This window comes from Actinosynnema sp. CS-041913, assembly GCF_050942485.1.
Taxonomy (GTDB): Bacteria; Actinomycetota; Actinomycetes; order Mycobacteriales; family Pseudonocardiaceae; genus Actinosynnema.
The window spans coordinates 5,240,108-5,256,890 of sequence record NZ_CP192037.1 but is presented as its reverse complement, the minus strand read 5'-3'; the positions used below and the strand labels follow the sequence as shown (position 1 = coordinate 5,256,890).

Sequence of the window (16,783 nt, the reverse complement as noted above, 5' to 3'; positions counted from 1 at the left end):
ACCGGACCGACAGGACAATTGCTCCGTGCCGACCGGAAAAGACTCTGAACGGTCGCCCTACCATCGTTCGGTGTCCAGGTCGAATGGCGGACTGACCCGGAATGATCAGGCCGAGGACGCCCGGTCGCCCGCGGCGGGGTCCGTCGGGTCCGTCGGCGGCGGGCACATCGCCCTGCGGTGCAGGAATTGCCCGGACTGATTCAGGGGGCATTTCTATCGCCGACGAACTTGTCACCGCGCACTTCTCTACTCCGCCGAACCGACCGGGGCAAGACCGGTGGGAGGATTTTCCCTGATCGGCCGCTGACCACTTGGCGGGCAGTCGGGGAAATGCACTCGGAAAGTCCAGCGCAACACGGTGAAGGCCAGTTACCCGAACGGCCGCTTGCAGCCTCTGACCTGCGATAATATCGTGTTTGTGGCACCTTTCACCGCGTTGGGGAGTGGGTTTCTTGGAATCGCCGGAGCCGTCGCGGGCCGAGCACCTGGATAGGGTTCGGACGTGGAATCGAACAGCCACGGACTATCCACGTGACGGGCTCGTCCACGAGTTGTTCGCGGCACAGGCGCAAGCGACTCCCGACGCTGTCGCGCTGTCCCCTCAGGACGGCGAGGACCTGACTTACGGCGAAGTCCTGCGCCGCATGGAGAACCTGGCGGCGGTGTTGGCCGCGGAAGGTGTCCGGGTGGGGGATTCCGTCGCGGTGGCGATCGAGCGGTCGGTGGACGCCTATGTGGCGATTCTCGCCATCCTGCGCACCGGAGCCCGGTGGGTTCCGATCGGACCGGACGATCCGCAGCCGCGGGTCGAAACCGTGCTCGCCGACGCGGGGTGCGGCGTCGTGGTCGTTCCGCCGACCGGGAACGACGCGCTGCCGTCGGACGTCCTCGTGCTGGGCGTGCGGGACACCGTCGACGCCGAGCCGCCGCAGCGGCCGGAACTGACCGCTCGGCACCCCGCCTACGTCATGTACACGTCGGGTTCGACGGGCGCGCCCAAAGGGGTGGTGGTGCCGCATCGCGGGATCGTCCGGCTGGCGCGGAACACGGGTGTCCTCGCGTTCCGCCCCGACGACACCGTGTGCGCGACCGTCAACCCGACCTTCGACATGTCGGTCTTCGAACTGTTCGGCGCGTTGCTGAACGGCGCGCGGCTGGCGATCCCGACGCGGGAGACCGTGCTGTCCGCGCCGGCCCTGGAGTCCTTCCTGGCGCAGCAGCGGGTGACCACGATGTGGCTCGGGTCCGCGTTGTTCCACCAGTTCGTCGCCCAGCGGCCGGAGATGTTCCGCGGTCTGCGCCGCCTGGTCGCGGGCGGCGACGCGTTGAACCCGAACGTGGTCCGCAAGCTCCTGGCGACGGCCCGGCCGGGCCGGCTGGTCGACGGCTACGGACCGACCGAGAACACGGGGCTGAGCACCGCCCACGTGGTGGAGGAGCTGCCGCCGGAGGCCGAGTCGGTGCCGATCGGCCGCCCGGTCTGCGACTCCACGGCGTACGTGGTCCGGGAGGACGGGTCGCTCGCCGACGTCGGGGAGGAGGGCGAGCTGTGGGTGGGCGGCGACGGTGTGGCGATCGGCTACCTGAACAAGCCGCGGCTCACCGCCCAGCGGTTCGTGCCCGACCAGTTCTCCGACCGGCGCGGAGGCGTGCTCTACCGCACGGGCGACATGGCCCGCTGGCGACGCGACGGGGTGCTGGAGTTCCTCGGCCGCCGGGACCGGCAGGTCAAGATCGACGGCTTCCGCGTGGAGCTGCGCGAGATCGAGATCGTGCTGGCCGCGCACCACCAGGTGGAGGAGGCCGTGGTCGCGGTGCTCGACGGGCCGGCCGGTGCCCGGCACCTGTGCGGCTGGGTCACGGGGGCAGGCGGCGCGGACCGGCGGGCGCTGCCCGAGGCGTTGCGCCGCCACCTGCGGGACCGGCTGCCGATGTTCATGGTGCCCACCGAGCTGAGGGTGGTCGACGCCATGCCCCTCACGTCCAGCGGGAAGGTCGACCGGGACCGGCTGCGGACCACCGGGGAGTCCGAGCAGGCGCCGGTGGACGAGCGCGACCGCCCGCGGGAGGGCGCCGAGCGCCTGGTGGCGTCGGTGTGGCAGCGGGCCCTGGGCGTCCCCGCCGTGCGGCGGCAGGACGACTTCTTCGCGCTGGGCGGCCAGTCGGTCCAGGCCGCGCAGGTCGCCGCGGCGGTGGGCGGCCAGGCCGGGGTCGCGCCGCACCGGACCGGGTCGCTGGTCCGCGCCCTGCTGACCGATCCGAGTTTGGAGCGGTTCGCGCGACAGGTCGACGCCGTGCGCTCCGCCGCGGACGAGAGCGCGGCCACCGCCGTGGACTTCTCCCAGGAGGCCCGGCTGTCGGAGGAGTTGCGGTTCAGCGCGCCGCCCGCCGGTGATCCGGCGGCCCCCCGGCGGGTGCTGCTCACCGGCGCGTCCGGCTTCCTCGGTGTGTTCCTGCTCGACCGCCTCGTCGACGCCGGTGTCCCGGAGGTGCACTGCCTGGTCCGGGCGCACGACGAGGCGCACGCGCGGCGCAGGCTCGCCGGCCGCGTCCGCCGCTACGGCCTGGACTACGACAAGGTCGCGGACCACGTCGTGCCGCTGGTGGGCGACCTGTCCGAACCCCGGCTGGGGCTGGAGGAGGACGGGTTCGACCGGCTCGCGGGCACCGTGGACACGATCGTCCACAATGGAGCGGCGGTCAACTTCGCCTACCCCTACGAGGCGCTGCGGGGCAGCAACGTCGACAGCGTCCGCACGCTGCTCGAACTCGCCGCGTCGCCACGGCTGAAGACCTTCCACCACATCTCGACCATCGCCGTGCTGACGGGCTTCGCCGCCACCGGTTCCCGCTACGTCATGGAGGACGAGCCGCCCGGCTTCCCGGAGCGGCTCTCGCTGGGCTACCTGGAGACCAAGTGGGTCGCCGAGCAGTTGGTGCGCGACGCCGCGCGACGCGGCCTCCCGGTGTCGATCCACCGGCCGTCCGAGATCACCGGCACCCGCGACCGGGGCATCTGGAACACCGACACCTTCCTGTGCGCGTGGTTCCGCGCGATAGTCGAGACCGGAACGGCCCCCGACGTCGAACTGCCGCTCGACTTCGTCCCGGTGGACTACACCGCGGAAACCATCGTCCACATCATCCGCACCCAACGGCACGACGGCCGGACGTACCACCTCGCCAACCCCCACGCCGCGCGCCTCGACCTGCTCGTGGACCGGCTGCGCCACCGGGGGTACCGCATCAGCAAGGTCCCCTACGCCGACTGGGTCGACCACGTGACGAACCTGAGCAGGACGGACCCCTACCGCCCGATGACCCCGTACCTCCCCATGTTCAACACCAGGGTTACGGGAACCTCCACCACCGTCGAGGAGATGCAGCTCGCCGGGAACTTCCCGCAGTTCAGCCGCGCCAACACCGCGCGGGCCACCGGCGAGGCGGGGCCGCACCCGCCTCCCGTCGACGCGGACCTGCTGGACAAGTACCTCGACCGCCTGATCAAGTCCGGCTTCCTGCCCCCCGCCCCGGGCCGCGACGCGACCCGCCCCCTGCCCGCCGACGACACCGGGACGCCGGGCGGGGCGGGGACGGCCGCCCTGGTCCGGCGGATGCTCCCCGATCTGACGGCGCACGTCGGCGCGAGCCCGCTGGGCAGGTCGGCGTGCCACGACCACCTCGGGTCCGAGGAGCTGCGTCGGGTCGCCGTCGGCGAGGTCCACACCCGTCGGGCCGAGGCCGAGGCGTTCACGCGGCTGGCGCACCGGTTCCGCGGCACACCCGCCGGCGGGCTGTTCGACCGGCTCTCCGAGGCGGTCACCGACCTGGTGCTCGGCGCGCGGGCCGCCGCCGAAGCCCTGGACGGCGCTCCGCGCGAGCCGGCTCCGGCCGCCGTCGGCCTCGCCGCGTTCTTCACCGGTCTGGCCGCCGACGCCGGTCCCGGAGCCGCCGCGGCGGCCGTCCGGAGTGGACTGCTGATGCACTCGGCGGTCTGCGCGGAACTCGGCCACGCCCTGCGCCGGGTGACCACCCTGGCGCCCACCCCGGTGCTCCGGTACCTCGACGACTCGCGGCAGGTGCTCGCTGCGTCGTTCGAAGCCTGCGGGCAGGTGATCGCCCGCGCGATCGAGGAGGACGAGGAACCGGACACCATCGCCGGCACGGCGGACCGGGTCGCACCCCTGCTGCACGCCTACTGGGCCGCCGCCCTCACCGGCCGCGCCGAGGAATCGCACCACTAGTCGAGGAGCCACACCATGGCGAACCACGTCGCCGCATCCGAACTCGCCGCACGGCTCGCCACGCTGCGCGGCGAGCAGCCGATCGGCAACGCCGTGCTGGACAAGGCGCACAACGGGACGCTCACCCTGGACGACCTGCGCGGGATGGTCCTCACCGAACTGGAGGCCCACCACGCCGAGCAGGTGGCCTACGGCGTCGGGCTGACGAGGCACCCGCGCCAGCCGGTGACGAAGTTCCTGACCGGGATCATCCAGCTCGTCTCCGACGCCACGCCGAAGCTCCTCGCCTGTGCCCGCGCGTTCGGGTTCGACGACGCCGACCTGCGGCGCAGGGTGCCGGACCCGGCGATCTACGCCTTCGGCGGGTGCCTGTCGTGGATCGCGGTGACCGGCAGCCAGGCGTCGCTGGCCTTGGCCCTGCACACCGACATGACCGTCTACTTCCCGGACTGCGTGGCGATCTCCGCCGCCGCGCGGGAGTCGACGCTCACCGTGCCCGACGAGTTCTTCGCCTACTACGAGGGGACGGCGTCGGAGGAGCTGCTCGCGTTGGCGTTGGAGGTGGTGGACGACGGCATCGCGCGGGGCGACGACCCGGACGAGGCCGCCTTCGCGGCCCGGTTGCTGGAGGCCAACATCGGGCTGTTCTGGCGGGCCTCCGCCGAGTCCTGGTCCTGACGGCGACGGGGGAGGCGTCGCCATGCGCGTCGGCATCGTGGGAGCGGGCATCGCGGGCTTGGTGACCGCCTGGCTGATCGACGAGGTGTGCACCGCGGTCGTGGTGGAGGCCCGCTCCCGCATCGGGGGCAACGCGCGGTCGGTGACGGGATGCGTCGACGGCGTGTCCGCCACCTTCGACCTCGGCGCCCAGGAGATCGCGGCGGACGACTCCTCGCCGCACTCCGCGCTGCTGACCGCCGTCGGGTTCGGCGAGCGGCACTTCGCCGACATCCCGTCCTCGCACACGTTCTGGGCGGACGACGTGTCACCCTCGTTGGTGGGCAGCCACCCCGGACGACCCGCCGGCGTGGGGCACGGTCCGGCCTGGGAACCGGTCAAGTCCTTTCTGGACGGCCTGGGTGAGCCGCCGGCGTGGGACGTCCCGTTCGGCGAGGTGGTGGCCTCCCGGTCGCTGCCGCCGCAGGCGGTGGACCACGTCCTGTACGCGCTGATCGCCAGTCTGTTCGGGTGCGCGGTGCCGGAGGTGGCCGGCGTATCGGCCCGTGCCGCGCTCACGTACCTGGCCGGCGTCGCGAGCGACGAGGCGATGCCGGTGCGCATCCTGCGTGGCGGCATGGAAAGCCTCTCCTGGGCCGTGGCCGGGCAGTTGACGAGGACCGAGATCCGCACCGGGACCGCGGTCGACCGCATCGAGCGCACCGAGGGCGGGTACGTGCTGTCCGACACGGCCGGCGGCCGGTGCGCGGTGGAGCGGCTGGTGCTCGCCGTGCCGCCACCGACGGCGGTGCGGCTGCTCCCCGAGTCGATGACCGCGCCCGGCAGGCCGTGGCACGTGTTGCACCGGTTCGCCTGTCGGCCGGTGCGCTACGCGCTGCACCTCGATCCCGTGTACATGCCGGGGGACCGGTCCCGGTGGTCGACCCACAACGTGGTCAGCCACGACGGCTGGGCGGAGTCGAGCTTCTGGTACGGGCCGTCGTACGGCGTCGACGTGTTCAAGAGCCAGATCACCCACCGCTCCGTCCTCCCGCGACAGGTGCTGGCGACGAGCGCCTTCGAGGCGCTGCCGCCCACCGCCGACCTGGTCCGCGCGCAACGCACGCTGGCGATGGTGCAGGGGCACGAAGGTCTGCACTTCGCCGGCCACTACACGGCCGGCCCCGGCGACCAGGAGACCGCGATCGACTCGGCGGCCGAGGTGGCCCGCCGGCTCGCACCGGGCAGCTCCCGCCTGCGGCACCTGACCACGCCCTGACCCGCTCCGACGACCACCCGCTGGGAGGACTCCCATGTCCGTCACCGATTCCCCGAGCCTCATCGACGTGCTCATCCCGTGCGTCGACGTCGTGGCAGGGCGCTCCACCGATGCCACCGGCATCGCCGGCGTGCGGGACGACCGGGATCCGGTCGAGCTGGTCCGGCGGTACGCCGAAGCGGGTGTGCAACGCGTCCTGATCGACGTGATGGACACCTGGGACGCGCTCGCCGAAACGGTCGCGATCATCGCGGGCGCGGCGTCGGCGATCAGGCCCCTGGTCTCCCTGCACCACGGCCGCATCCCGTCCGTCGAGTCCTGCGGGACGCTGCTGGACGCCGGCGCGGCGGCGGTGTCGGTGAGCACGAGCGTCGTCACCGACCCGGAGGTCGTCGCGGCGGCGACCGCGCGCTTCGGGTCGGACCGGGTGGTGGGCACGGTCAACGCCAGGGGCCGCGAGGGTGAGGACGGCTGGACGGTGTACGTCGACGGGGGCGAGGCCCCGACCGGGATCGACGTCGTCTCGTTCGGCCGGACGCTGGCCGACCTCGGGTGCGGCCTGGTCATCGCCAACTGCGCCGACCGCGAGGGCACCGGCCGGGGCTTCGACCACGCCCTCACCCGCACGCTGGTCGACGCCACCGGGCTGCCGGTGGTCGCGTCCGGCGGCAGCCGCAGCATCGAAGACCTGCGCGCGGGCATCACGACCGGCGGCGCGGCGTTCGTGCTGGCCAACAGGATGCTGCACTCGGGCCGCGTCCCGCTGGACGACATCCGCCGCACCCCGCTGCACGCCGAACGGTGACGCCCGCCATGCGCAGCGTGGTCTTCTCCCACCACGGCCCCCCTTCCGCCGTCGTCACGCCGGTGACCCGGCCACGTCCCCGACCCGGCGCGGGGGAGGTCCTGGTGAGACTCCGGGCCCGCCCGATCAACCCGTCCGACGAGCTGTTCATCGAGGGCCGCTACGGGCGGCGGCCCACCCTGCCCGCCGTGCCGGGGTTCGAAGGCGTCGGCACCGTCGAGGAGACCACGGCCGACGGGTACGCCGTCGGCCAACGCGTGGCCGTGTCGGCACAAGGCACCTGGCAGGAGTACGTCACGGTGCCGGAACCGGACGTGGTGCCGGTGCCGGACCGCCTGCCGGACTCCGTGGCGTGCCAGCTCACCGTCAACCCCGTCACGGCGCTCCTGCTCGTCCGCCAACTCGCGCTGTGCGGCGACGACTGGCTGCTGATCACCGCGGCCGGGTCGGCGCTGTCGAGGATGGTCCTCCACCTGGCGTGCCGCAACGACATCCGGTGCATCTGCGTCGTCCGCGACCACCGGCACGTCGACCACCTCACCCGTGCCGGAGCCGCCATCGTGGTGAACGTCGCGACCGACGACCTCGTCCGCCGCGTGCTCGACACGACCGACGGCCAGGGTGCCCACGCCGTGCTGGACGCCGTGGGCGGACAACCGGGCAGCACCGCACTCCGCTGCGTCCGACCGGGCGGGCAGGTTGTGGTGATCGGGATGCTCGACGGCGGCGCGCTCACCATCACGCCGCACGCGCTGGTGTTCGCGGGCTTGACCGTTCGCGGCTTCTGGCTGCCCCACCACCTCGCCCGACTGCCCGCCCACGTCCGCGTCGAGCTGGCCGAGCACGCCATCGCCCTGCTCGGCACCCCCGGCTTCGCGGCGCCCGTGGCGGCCACCTACGACCTGGACGACGTCAGACAGGCCCTGGAACACGCCCACCGCCCGGACCGCAACGGCAAGGTGATCCTGACCGGCTGATCGCATTGTCACGGGGAGTCGTCCGCCCGGTTGCCCGCCGAGTTCGCGGGCACCGGTTGCCACCCTTCGTCCCGCGCGGTGGCGGTTCGCGGGTCGCGGGCACCCGGTTGCCGCAGTCCGTCCCGCGCGCCGGCGGTCGGCGGGTTCGAGGCCGCGCGGCGGTGGTGTTGCCCGCACTTCCGCCGGTTGTTCTGCCTGGTCCGCATTCGGCCCGCCTGATGGACTGGACGGCGGATCGGGGAAGGCGCCCGGCCGCAGGCTCCCCACCGCGGCTTCGGCAGCCTGGCCGATCCGGCGCAGCGGCAGGGGCTGCGCCGCGAGCGGTGGTCGGCGGACGGAGGACCCGGTCCGTCGGCCACCCTCCTGCGGTGGCCGGCCGCTCGTGGTCCCTATGCTCCGGCGGATGCGCCTGCTGTTCGTCGCACTCGCCGGAGACGGGCACCTCACCCCGACCATCCCGCTGGTCGAGGAGTTGGTGCGGCGCGGTCACCGGGTGGAGTACGCGACCGGGGCCGAGAACGCCGACGTGGTCCGGGAGGTCGGGGCCGGGTGGGTGCCGCTGGCCTCGCTGCCGCCGTTCACCCCGCCGCCACGCATCGGCCCCGACGTGTTGGCGGCGTGGTTGCGGCACTACTTCGCCGCCCTGAGCGCCACCTACCCGGTGCTGCTGGCGCACTGCGCCGCCACCCGACCCGACGGGGTGGTGTACGACGCGACGAACTGGCCGGCGCGGCTCGTGGCCCGGCGGACGGATGTGCCCGCGGTGCGCTGCGTGCCCCACTTCGCCTCCGGCGGTTCGTTCTCGCTGGACGCCCGGATGACGGCCGGGCTCGACGACGGCAACCCGGCGATGGCGGCGCTCGCCGCCGACTGCGCCCGGTTCGCGGCCGAACACGGTGTCGACCTCGACGTCGCGGGGACCATGGACGTGCCCGAAGACCTCAACCTGGTGTTCGTCCCGCGCCGCTTCCAGTCCGCGGGCGACGAGTTCGACCAGCGCTTCCGGTTCCTCGGCCCGCCGGCGGCCGACCGCGCGGACCGCGCGGACCGGGCACCCTGGTCACCCCGCGTCCTGCGCGCACCGCTGGTGTACGTCTCGCTGGGCAGCCGGCTGACCGACGCCGACTTCTACCGCGCCGCCGCGGAAGCCCTGGCCGACGGCCCGTGGCAGGTCGCGATGACGATCGGTGGCACGGACCCCGCCGACCTCGGCCCGCTGCCGCCGACCGTGGAGGTCCGGCCCAGGTTCCCCCAGCGGGCCGTGCTCCGCCACGCCGCCGCGTTCGTCTCGCACGCCGGCATGAACTCCACGATGGAGGCGCTGGGTCAGGGCGTCCCGCTGGTCGCGGTGCCGCGCACACCGGAACAGGTCGCCAACGCCGAACGGGTCCACCAACTCGGTCTGGGCGTCCACCTGCCCGTCGACGCGGTCACCCCGGCAGCACTGCGCTCGGCCGTGGCCGACGTCATCGACAACCCGGCCGTGCGGGCGAACCTCGACCTCATGCGGAACGACATCGCCGACGCCGGAGGTGCCGTCCAGGGCGCCGACGACATCGAACGCCACATCCACACCGCGCGGAGGTCTGCCTGACCGGCCTGCGCGGTGTGACCACGAGAACAGGTGTGGCGGGTGCCGGACGGCTCGGCGGTGGTCAGGCGGTGTGGCGGGCGCGGTCGGAGTCGGGCCACACGTACGGCAGGTCCGCCGGCACGCCCGGGAACAGCGGCCCGTAGTGCGCGGGGTCCTTGCGCACCAGCGCCGAGCGGTGGCTGCGGTGCAGGTCGTCGTCTCCCAGCCACGGCGGCAGGTCGCCCGCCGCCGCCAGCCCGGCCTGGTCGCGGACCTCGGTGTCGCCCCGGACCTGGACCAGCCCGGCGCGGAGCGTGGCCGCGCACGTGTCGGCGTGCCCGAGCGCGCACCAGGCGGCGCAGACCTCCAGCCCGTACCGCACCAGCGCCTCCTCGTACCCGGCCCACATCTTGACCGCCGGGTGGTGCCGCCAGCCGTAGCCGGGGACGACCAGTCCGCGCAACACCTGGATCGCCTCGACCCGCTGCTTGCCCAACCGCCGCTTGTCCAGCACGCGTGCGGTCGCGGCGAAATCGGGGTAAGGCAGGAACGTCTGCACGCTCTGCGGGTACCCGGTCCCGGCGGCTTTATGGCACCGGGCAGTAGGGGCTCGCTGTCCTCGGCTACCCCGACGACTTCGCCGGCGTGCTGTCCTGAAGCCACCTCGGGGTCTACTCCATTCGAAGTAGGTAATTCGTCCCCGATCGCATGAATCCTGATGTACCTGGCCACGGTCGGTGTTCAGCAATTGACAGTTGCCATTCGTAGCAGGTCGCGATACCTACGATCGGATATGTCGCACGCCCGGCTGGTTCAGTATCGTCCATAACTGTGGAAGGTGGGGGAGACAGCCGGCGGACTGTCCGGTGGCCGCGGTCTGCCGTGGCGTGGGCGTTACTGGCTGGTTTCCTGTACCTGTACGTAGCGGTCTGTGCGACCGATGACAATGCGCACGAGTCGAGTGCCGCATCGCTTGTCCACATCGTCACCACGGCGCCGTCGCCGGTGGGCGACCACCACGGCGATACCGATGGCTGTGGTGCGCTGATCCATGATCCCGGGTGTTTTGTCGCCGGCGCCTTCGCGGGCCTGAAGAACCTGCTCGCGCTTTGTGCCCTGGTGCTGCCTGTCGCCGTGTGCGGCGCGGCGTGGGTCCATTCCACGCGTGACGCCGAACGGGCACCACCGGTGCGGGCCCGCGGGGGTCGGGCCATTCTGCTTTCGGTGTGCATCGCCCGAACCTGACCTGCCGCAGTGTGCCGGTCGTCGGCTTCCCTCGGCATCGCGTGCGCCCGACGCCGCCCGCGGCGGTGCGGGACCGGTTCGCGTGCCCTGAAATCCACCAGGCGCCGCCGACAGCCCTGATCTGAACCATTCCGTGCGAGCCGCCCGGCACGGGACGCCTTGTCGTGCCCGAACCACGCGCCACACCGTCCGCTGCCAGTCCGGCGGTTGTCCCTGCCTCCGCCGTTTCGTCCCGACTCGCAGTCCTTGGAGTTCACATGGTCCACACCCCGTTCCCCTGCACCGACCTGAACGGCGTCGCCGCCCCACCCGTGCTGGACACCATCGGGGGCACCCCGATGATCAGCCTGCAGAACCTGACCGGGGCGTCCGACGCCTCCGTGGTCGTCAAGCTGGAGCGGTGCAACCCCGGCGGCAGCATCAAGGACCGCCCGGCCTGGCACATCGTGCGCAAAGCCGAGGAGGACGGCCTGTTGCGGCCCGGCGGCACCGTCATCGAGTCCTCCTCGGGCAACTTCGGCATCTCGCTGGCGATGATCGGCGCGGCCCGCGGCTACCGGGTGATCATCATCGTCGACCCCAAGGCCACCGCGACCAACCTCGCGATGCTGCACGCGTTCGGGGCGGACGTGATCGTCGTCGACGAGCAGGACGACACCGGCTCCTACCACAAGACCCGCATCGCCCTGGCCAACCGGCTGCACCGGGAGATCCCCGGCTCCTTCCGCCCCGACCAGTGCTTCAACCCGCTCAACGCCCAGGCCCACTACCGCGACACGGCCGTCGAACTGGTCGACCAGACCGGCCCCGCGCTCGCCGCGGTGGTCGCCACGGTGAGCACGGGCGGGCAACTGGGCGGGATCTCCCGCTACCTGCGGGAGCATGCGCCGGAGGTGCACATGGCCGGCGTGGACGCGGTCGGGTCGACCGTGTTCGGCGGCGAGTCCCACGCCTACCTCATCCCGGGCGTCGGCCTGGGCTGGACGCCCGCCAACCTGGACGACCTGTCCCGGCTGGACTCGGTGTACAAGGTGTCCGACGAGGACGCCTTCCTCGCCTGCCGGGTGCTGGCCCGCGCGGAGGGCATCCTGGTCGGCGGCTCGACCGGCGCGGCGCTGTGCGTGGCCCTGCGGCTGGCCCGGCAGCACGGCCCGGACCGCTCCGTCGCCCTCATCGCCGCCGACAGCGGTGAGCGGTACCTGCACACGATCTACCACGACGACTGGCTCAGCGAGCACGGGTTGAGCCTGGACACCTCGCCGGGCGAGCTGCGCCGCAGGGTCGACCGCCTGACCCCGTACAGCGTCCACCCGCCGCAGACGGCCAACTACCGTCCCGAACTGGCCGGCGAGCTGGGGTCGCCGCACGCTCCGGTCGACGAGCGCGGCTCGGCCGCCGTGCCCCGGCCGCGGTCATGACCAGCAGCACCGACCAGGTCGAGAACGCCGCGGGCGGCGCGTGGTCGATCCCCGGCTTCCGCCGCCTGTGGTCGGCCAACACCGCCGACGCCTGGGCGGTCTCCCTGCTGCCCGCGGCCGTGACGCTGGCGTTGGTGCACCAGGGCTCCGGGGCCGTGGTGCTGGGCCAGGTACTGGCCGCCAAGACCGTCGGCTTCGTGGCCGCGACCATCCCGGGCGGCGTGCTGGCCGACCGGTGGTCCCGGCGCAAGACGATGGTCCTGGCGTGCCTGCTGCGGGCCGCCGCCGCGCTCCTGCTGCCGGTGGCGCTGGCCGGACCGAGCTGGGGCAGCGCCGCGTGCGTGCTCCTCGTCGGCGCGGGCGAAGGGGCTTTCCGCCCCTCCTACCAGGCGATGCTCGGCGAGGTCGTCCCCGAGCGGCAACGGCAGTCGGCGAACGCCCTGTCCACCGTCACCTTCCGGCTCGCGCTCGTGCTCGCGCCCGGCGTGGCCACCGCGGCGGTCCTCTTGCTCGGACCGTGGGCGGTGTGCCTGCTCACGGCCGTCCTGTGGTGCCTGGCCGCGCTCGCCGTGCGCCGACTGCCCGAACGCCGCGCCGACCACTCCCGTCCGGAAGGGTCGGTGGTGGCCCAGTTCCTGTCCGGTGTGCGGGAAGCGCGTCGCCACCGCTGGTTCGTCGCCGGTCTGGTGATGCTGGTCTTCGTGCTCGCCGTGGGGGAGGCGTCCCAGTTGGTGCTGCTGCCGGTGATCAGCCTGGAGCGGTTCGGCACCGACTTCGTCTACGCCGCCGCGCTCACCGGCTACTCGGTCGGGGCGTTGGCCGGCGGTGCGGTCATGACGCGCTGGACGCCCCGGCTGCCCGGCCTGGTCGCGGTGCTGGGACTGGCGCTGTACGCGGGGATTCCGTTGGCCTTGGCGCTTTCCCCGGTCGTGTGGCCGCTGGTGGCCGCCTACGTGCTGGCCGGTGTCGGCATGGAGCTGTTCAACGTCCCCTGGTTCAGCGCGGTGCAACGCGAGGTGCCGCCGGGATTGCAGGCACGCGTGTCCTCATTGGACTTCATGGTCTCCTATTCGATGAGTCCACTCGGCCTCGCGTTGCTGCCGCCGGCCGTCGAGGCGACCGGCCCGCGGACCGCGCTGATCGGCACCGCCGTCGTGGTGCTGCTGGCCTGCGCGGGCACGTTGGCCGTGCCGGGAATGACCCGCTTTCGCACCCGGCCCGACCGGTCCGTCGATTAGCGCGTTCGGTCCATTGCCGGTCGCCGGGGGCCGTGGAACCATCGGGAAGCGCACAGTCGATTTTCCATAATTGGGAAATGGGGTGGAAAATGCGTATCAAGCGTCGTGCCAAGGTGCCGGCTCTGTCCGCCGTGCACCTCTGAGAGATCGTTTTTGCCGCACGTCGAAACGGTGAGCGGTGGCCGGCGTCGACTCGTCGGCGCCGGTTGCCGCGCCAACTGTCGGAATCGGGGATCGTGGTGACGGCTGATTTCGTGCCGAGTCGACCGCGCCTGCGCGCGGAATTGAGGGTCAGCGCCGCGGGAGCGGCCGAGCTGCACACCCCGGGCGGCGTCCTGGACGTCGAGCCGCCCGACGGGATGACGCAGGACGACTTCGTCCGGCTGTTGGGCCGTCTCGACGGCCGCACCACCGTCGAGGCGCTGGCCGGTGAGCACGGCCTCGACGGCGGCCTGGTCCGGGAGGTCGTCGCGCCGGCGGTGGTGTGGGGCCTCGTCGACGACGGCGCGCCCGCGCCCGCCGCCGCCGGCCTCGCCGTGCTCTCCCGGCTGGAGGACGTCTTCCACCGGCAACTGGAGGACCTGATTTTCGCCGGTCCGTTCTGGCAGGCCGTGCTGGAGCGGCCGGAGACCGTCCACCACAACGTCTTCCACGGTTTCGGACTGGAGAACTGGTTCTTCCTGTTCCGGGAGAACGAGTTCGACGCGGCCGTCCTCGCGCTGGCCGAGAACGCCGAAATGCGAACCATGCTCAACGGCTTCTACCATGAGGAGCACCGGCACGACGACATCGTGGTGCGGGCTTTCGAGCCGCTCGGCGTCACCAAGGACCAGCTCGTGCGGGCCCGCCCGCTGCCGACCACGTCGAGTCTGATCAGATTGCTGTCCTGGTGGGCGCGGACCGATCCACTGTTCTTCCTGGCCACCATCGGCATCCTGGAAGGCCGACTCGATTCCGACACGGCCGGGGCCGACGGGCAGATCGCCTACGACGCGTTCCTGTCCGCCTGCGACCGGGTCGGCGTGGACGCCGGTTTCGTCGGCCCCATGCGCGAGCACGCCCGGGTCAACGCGGGCCACGACCACGCGTCCGTCAGCCGCGAGCTGTTCGCGCTCGTGCCCGGCGTGGACGAGGACACCGAACGGCGCTGGGTCGCCAAGGCCCACCTGTTCATGGAGGCCTACGCCGAGTTCTTCAACGGCATCCTCCAGTACTACTCCGACCCCTCGCGCCCGCTGCTGCGCACCGTCGACATCTAGCTGTGGAGGCACGATGAGCACGCTGGTCGGCTTCCGGCGGCCCGCACTGCGCGAAGGCGTCACCCGGACCCGCACGCCCGACAACGGCGCGGAGTTCAGCTACCTCGACGGCCGCAGGTTCGTGGAGTTCGAGTTCGACGCGGACCGCGCGGACCGGTTCCACGAGTTCCTCGACGTGCTGGCGGGCGGGCGGCTCGGCGCGCCGGACCTCGCGGCGGTGTTCCCCGGCACGCCGGAGGAGTACGCCGGGATGCTCGAAGCCCTGGACGAGCAGGGCATGATCGTCGAGGCCGAGCAGACCGCGGAAGCCGGCATGAGCGGCCTCACCGCGTACGCGTTCCTGCGGCGGCACGCCGAGGAGGTGCGCGCCACCGTGCACAGCCCGCTGATCGAGGCCATGACCGCCGGCACCGTGACGCGCGAGCAGCTCATCGGCTACGCCGTCGAGTACTGGCACGTGACGCACCTGTGCCCGCGTGCGCTGGCCCCAGCGCTGGCCCGCGACGACCTCGGCATCGAGGTGTGGACCAAGCTCATGGACTTCTACCAGAGCGAGCGCGACCACGACCGCATGCTGGAGAAGTCCTTGGCGGCCGTGGGGATCACGCGTGACAAGCTGCTGCGCGCGCAACCGATGCCGGCGACCGCGGCCGTCATGGCGTCGCTCGGCGTCTACGCGTACAACTTCCCGGTCGCGCTGCTCGCGACGCTGTTCCCCATGGAGGAGCCCGAACTGGACTTCCTCGACCTGTTCCGGGCGCGGTGCGCGGACGTCGGCCTGCCCGAGGGGTTCGTGCAGCCCATCGTGGCCCACTCCGATGTCAACGAGGACGAGGCCCACGACGCGGTGTCGCTGGACCTGCTCGCGGAATTCCCTTATCTCAGCACGGAAACCGTGCGCGAGTGCGCCAAGGCGGTCGCCGACGTGATCGAGCAGCGCGCCCGCATCGACGCCCAGATCGTCTCCTGGTACGGCAACGGCGGAGGCGTCCGGGACCTCACGTCCGCCGGGTACCCGACCGCCGCCGGGAAGGCCCTCACTTGCGCCCCGCTGACGTTGCCGGCGTAGCCGTTCTCGCCACCGTCTGGGGGACCAACTTCCTGCTGGTGGAGGAAGCCCTGGAAGGCCTCAACCCGGCCCAGGTCGTGGCGGTCCGGTTGGCGCTGGGCGGTGTCGCGCTGCTCCTGCTGGTCCGGGCGACCCGCGCGGCGCTGCCCCGCAAGGGGTCGACGTGGGTGAAGTTGGCCGGGATGGGGCTGCTCGGCCAGGCCATCCCGTGGCTGCTGTTCGCCTCGGGCCAGGAGGAGGTCACCAGCGCGCTGGCCGGGCTGTACACCGGCCTGACGCCGCTGCTGACCATCCCGGTGGCGTGGCTGTTCCTGCGGGACCGGCCCAGCCCGGCGGCGATCGGCGCGTGCCTGGTCGGGTTCGCGGGGCTGGCCGTCGTGCTGGCGCCGTGGAGCGGCGGCGGCGACGTGTCGCTGCGCGGCCAGTTGCTGTGCCTGGGCGGCGCCGCGTGCTACGCCGTCGCCTACAGCTACGCGGGCCGGATGATGAAGACGGTGGACGACACGAAGCTGTCGCTGGCCGCGTCGCAGGCGTTGACGGCCATCGTGATCATGGTGCCGGCGACCAGCGGGCACCTGGTCGAGCCGGCCACCGCGACGTGGCTGATCGTGGTCTGCCTGGTGCTGCTCGGACTCGGCACGGCGGTGGCGTTCCTGGTCAACTACTGGCTGATCGCGCGGGTGGGCCCGGTGTCGGCCTCGCTGGCGTTCTACCTGATCCCGGTCGTCGCGGTGGTGGCGGGCGTGGTCGTGCGTGGTGAACGGCTGCACCCCAACGAGATCGCCGGCTCGGTGCTGATCCTCGTCGCGCTGGCCGCCCTCTACCTGTGGGAACGCGCGAGGGACAAGCGTGCCCCGGTCGCGGCGCCGGCGCGCTGACCCGACTGTCGCCGGCGTTGCCCTTTAGGGCACATCGGCGCTCCGGTTGCCCGGCGGCGCTCGCGGCCGTGATCGTCGGTGTGGCAAGGTACCGATACCCGAGGACCTTAGGACGTTCCGCCGCACGGCCTGGTCGCGACC

Annotated in this window: 14 protein-coding genes; 12 read left to right on the top strand and 2 right to left on the bottom strand. The window is 72.4% G+C overall.

The features are described 5' to 3' along the window. The first annotated feature begins 452 nt into the window (after window positions 1–452). The 5 genes from ACQPZF_RS23995 to ACQPZF_RS23975 are packed head-to-tail and all read left to right on the top strand — an operon-like array spanning window position 453 to window position 7,962. Window positions 453–4,244, top strand: coding sequence for an amino acid adenylation domain-containing protein (locus ACQPZF_RS23995; protein ID WP_433260386.1), 3,792 nt, complete (start codon window positions 453–455; stop codon window positions 4,242–4,244). A gap of 15 nt (window positions 4,245–4,259) precedes the next feature. Beyond that, window positions 4,260–4,922 (top strand): hypothetical protein, encoded by a 663-nt coding sequence (locus ACQPZF_RS23990; protein WP_433260384.1) that lies wholly within the window; start codon window positions 4,260–4,262, stop codon window positions 4,920–4,922. A 22-nt stretch (window positions 4,923–4,944) separates the two neighbouring features. Next, window positions 4,945–6,180, top strand: a complete 1,236-nt coding sequence (locus ACQPZF_RS23985) for an FAD-dependent oxidoreductase (protein ID WP_433260382.1) — start codon at window positions 4,945–4,947, stop codon at window positions 6,178–6,180. 34 nt (window positions 6,181–6,214) lie between these two features. Then, entirely contained in the window at window positions 6,215–6,985 is a 771-nt protein-coding gene (locus ACQPZF_RS23980) for a HisA/HisF-related TIM barrel protein (RefSeq protein ID WP_433260380.1), read from the top strand. A gap of 8 nt (window positions 6,986–6,993) precedes the next feature. Further along, entirely contained in the window at window positions 6,994–7,962 is a 969-nt protein-coding gene (locus ACQPZF_RS23975) for a zinc-dependent alcohol dehydrogenase family protein (RefSeq protein WP_433260378.1), read from the top strand. Between the two features lie 8 nt (window positions 7,963–7,970). Here the strand turns inward: ACQPZF_RS23975 and ACQPZF_RS23970 are convergent, their stop codons facing one another. After that, window positions 7,971–8,168, bottom strand: coding sequence for a hypothetical protein (locus ACQPZF_RS23970; protein ID WP_433260376.1), 198 nt, complete (start codon window positions 8,166–8,168; stop codon window positions 7,971–7,973). A gap of 197 nt (window positions 8,169–8,365) precedes the next feature. Here ACQPZF_RS23970 and ACQPZF_RS23965 point away from each other — a divergent pair, with 197 nt between their 5' ends. Next, window positions 8,366–9,556, top strand: a complete 1,191-nt coding sequence (locus ACQPZF_RS23965) for a macrolide family glycosyltransferase (RefSeq protein WP_433260374.1) — start codon at window positions 8,366–8,368, stop codon at window positions 9,554–9,556. A gap of 61 nt (window positions 9,557–9,617) precedes the next feature. Here ACQPZF_RS23965 and ACQPZF_RS23960 read toward each other — a convergent pair whose 3' ends face one another. Next, the gene (locus ACQPZF_RS23960; RefSeq protein WP_433260372.1) at window positions 9,618–10,094 is read right to left on the bottom strand and encodes an MSMEG_6728 family protein; all 477 of its coding nucleotides are present in this window, start codon (window positions 10,092–10,094) and stop codon (window positions 9,618–9,620) included. Between the two features lie 323 nt (window positions 10,095–10,417). Between ACQPZF_RS23960 and ACQPZF_RS23955 the strand changes: the two genes are divergently transcribed. The 6 genes from ACQPZF_RS23955 to ACQPZF_RS23930 all read left to right on the top strand — a co-directional run bounded on the left by ACQPZF_RS23955 (window position 10,418) and on the right by ACQPZF_RS23930 (window position 16,642). Next, window positions 10,418–10,780 carry a hypothetical protein gene (locus ACQPZF_RS23955; RefSeq protein WP_433260370.1) on the top strand — a complete coding sequence of 121 codons (363 nt, stop codon included), beginning with the start codon at window positions 10,418–10,420 and terminating at the stop codon, window positions 10,778–10,780. Between the two features lie 257 nt (window positions 10,781–11,037). Further along, the gene (locus tag ACQPZF_RS23950; RefSeq protein ID WP_433260369.1) at window positions 11,038–12,198 is read left to right on the top strand and encodes a PLP-dependent cysteine synthase family protein; all 1,161 of its coding nucleotides are present in this window, start codon (window positions 11,038–11,040) and stop codon (window positions 12,196–12,198) included. Further along, complete coding sequence (locus tag ACQPZF_RS23945; protein WP_433260367.1) at window positions 12,195–13,436, top strand: MFS transporter; 1,242 nt, start codon at window positions 12,195–12,197, stop codon at window positions 13,434–13,436. The genes ACQPZF_RS23950 and ACQPZF_RS23945 overlap by 4 nt, the downstream gene beginning before the upstream one ends. A gap of 239 nt (window positions 13,437–13,675) precedes the next feature. Further along, on the top strand, window positions 13,676–14,695 hold the full coding sequence (locus ACQPZF_RS23940) for a hypothetical protein (RefSeq protein WP_433260365.1): 1,020 nt from the start codon (window positions 13,676–13,678) through the stop codon (window positions 14,693–14,695). A 13-nt stretch (window positions 14,696–14,708) separates the two neighbouring features. Then, entirely contained in the window at window positions 14,709–15,764 is a 1,056-nt protein-coding gene (locus ACQPZF_RS23935; RefSeq protein ID WP_433260363.1) for a hypothetical protein, read from the top strand. Continuing rightward, window positions 15,737–16,642: a DMT family transporter gene (locus ACQPZF_RS23930; RefSeq protein ID WP_433260361.1), complete on the top strand. Its 906-nt coding sequence runs from the start codon at window positions 15,737–15,739 to the stop codon at window positions 16,640–16,642. The genes ACQPZF_RS23935 and ACQPZF_RS23930 overlap by 28 nt, the downstream gene beginning before the upstream one ends. Window positions 16,643–16,783 lie beyond the last annotated feature (141 nt).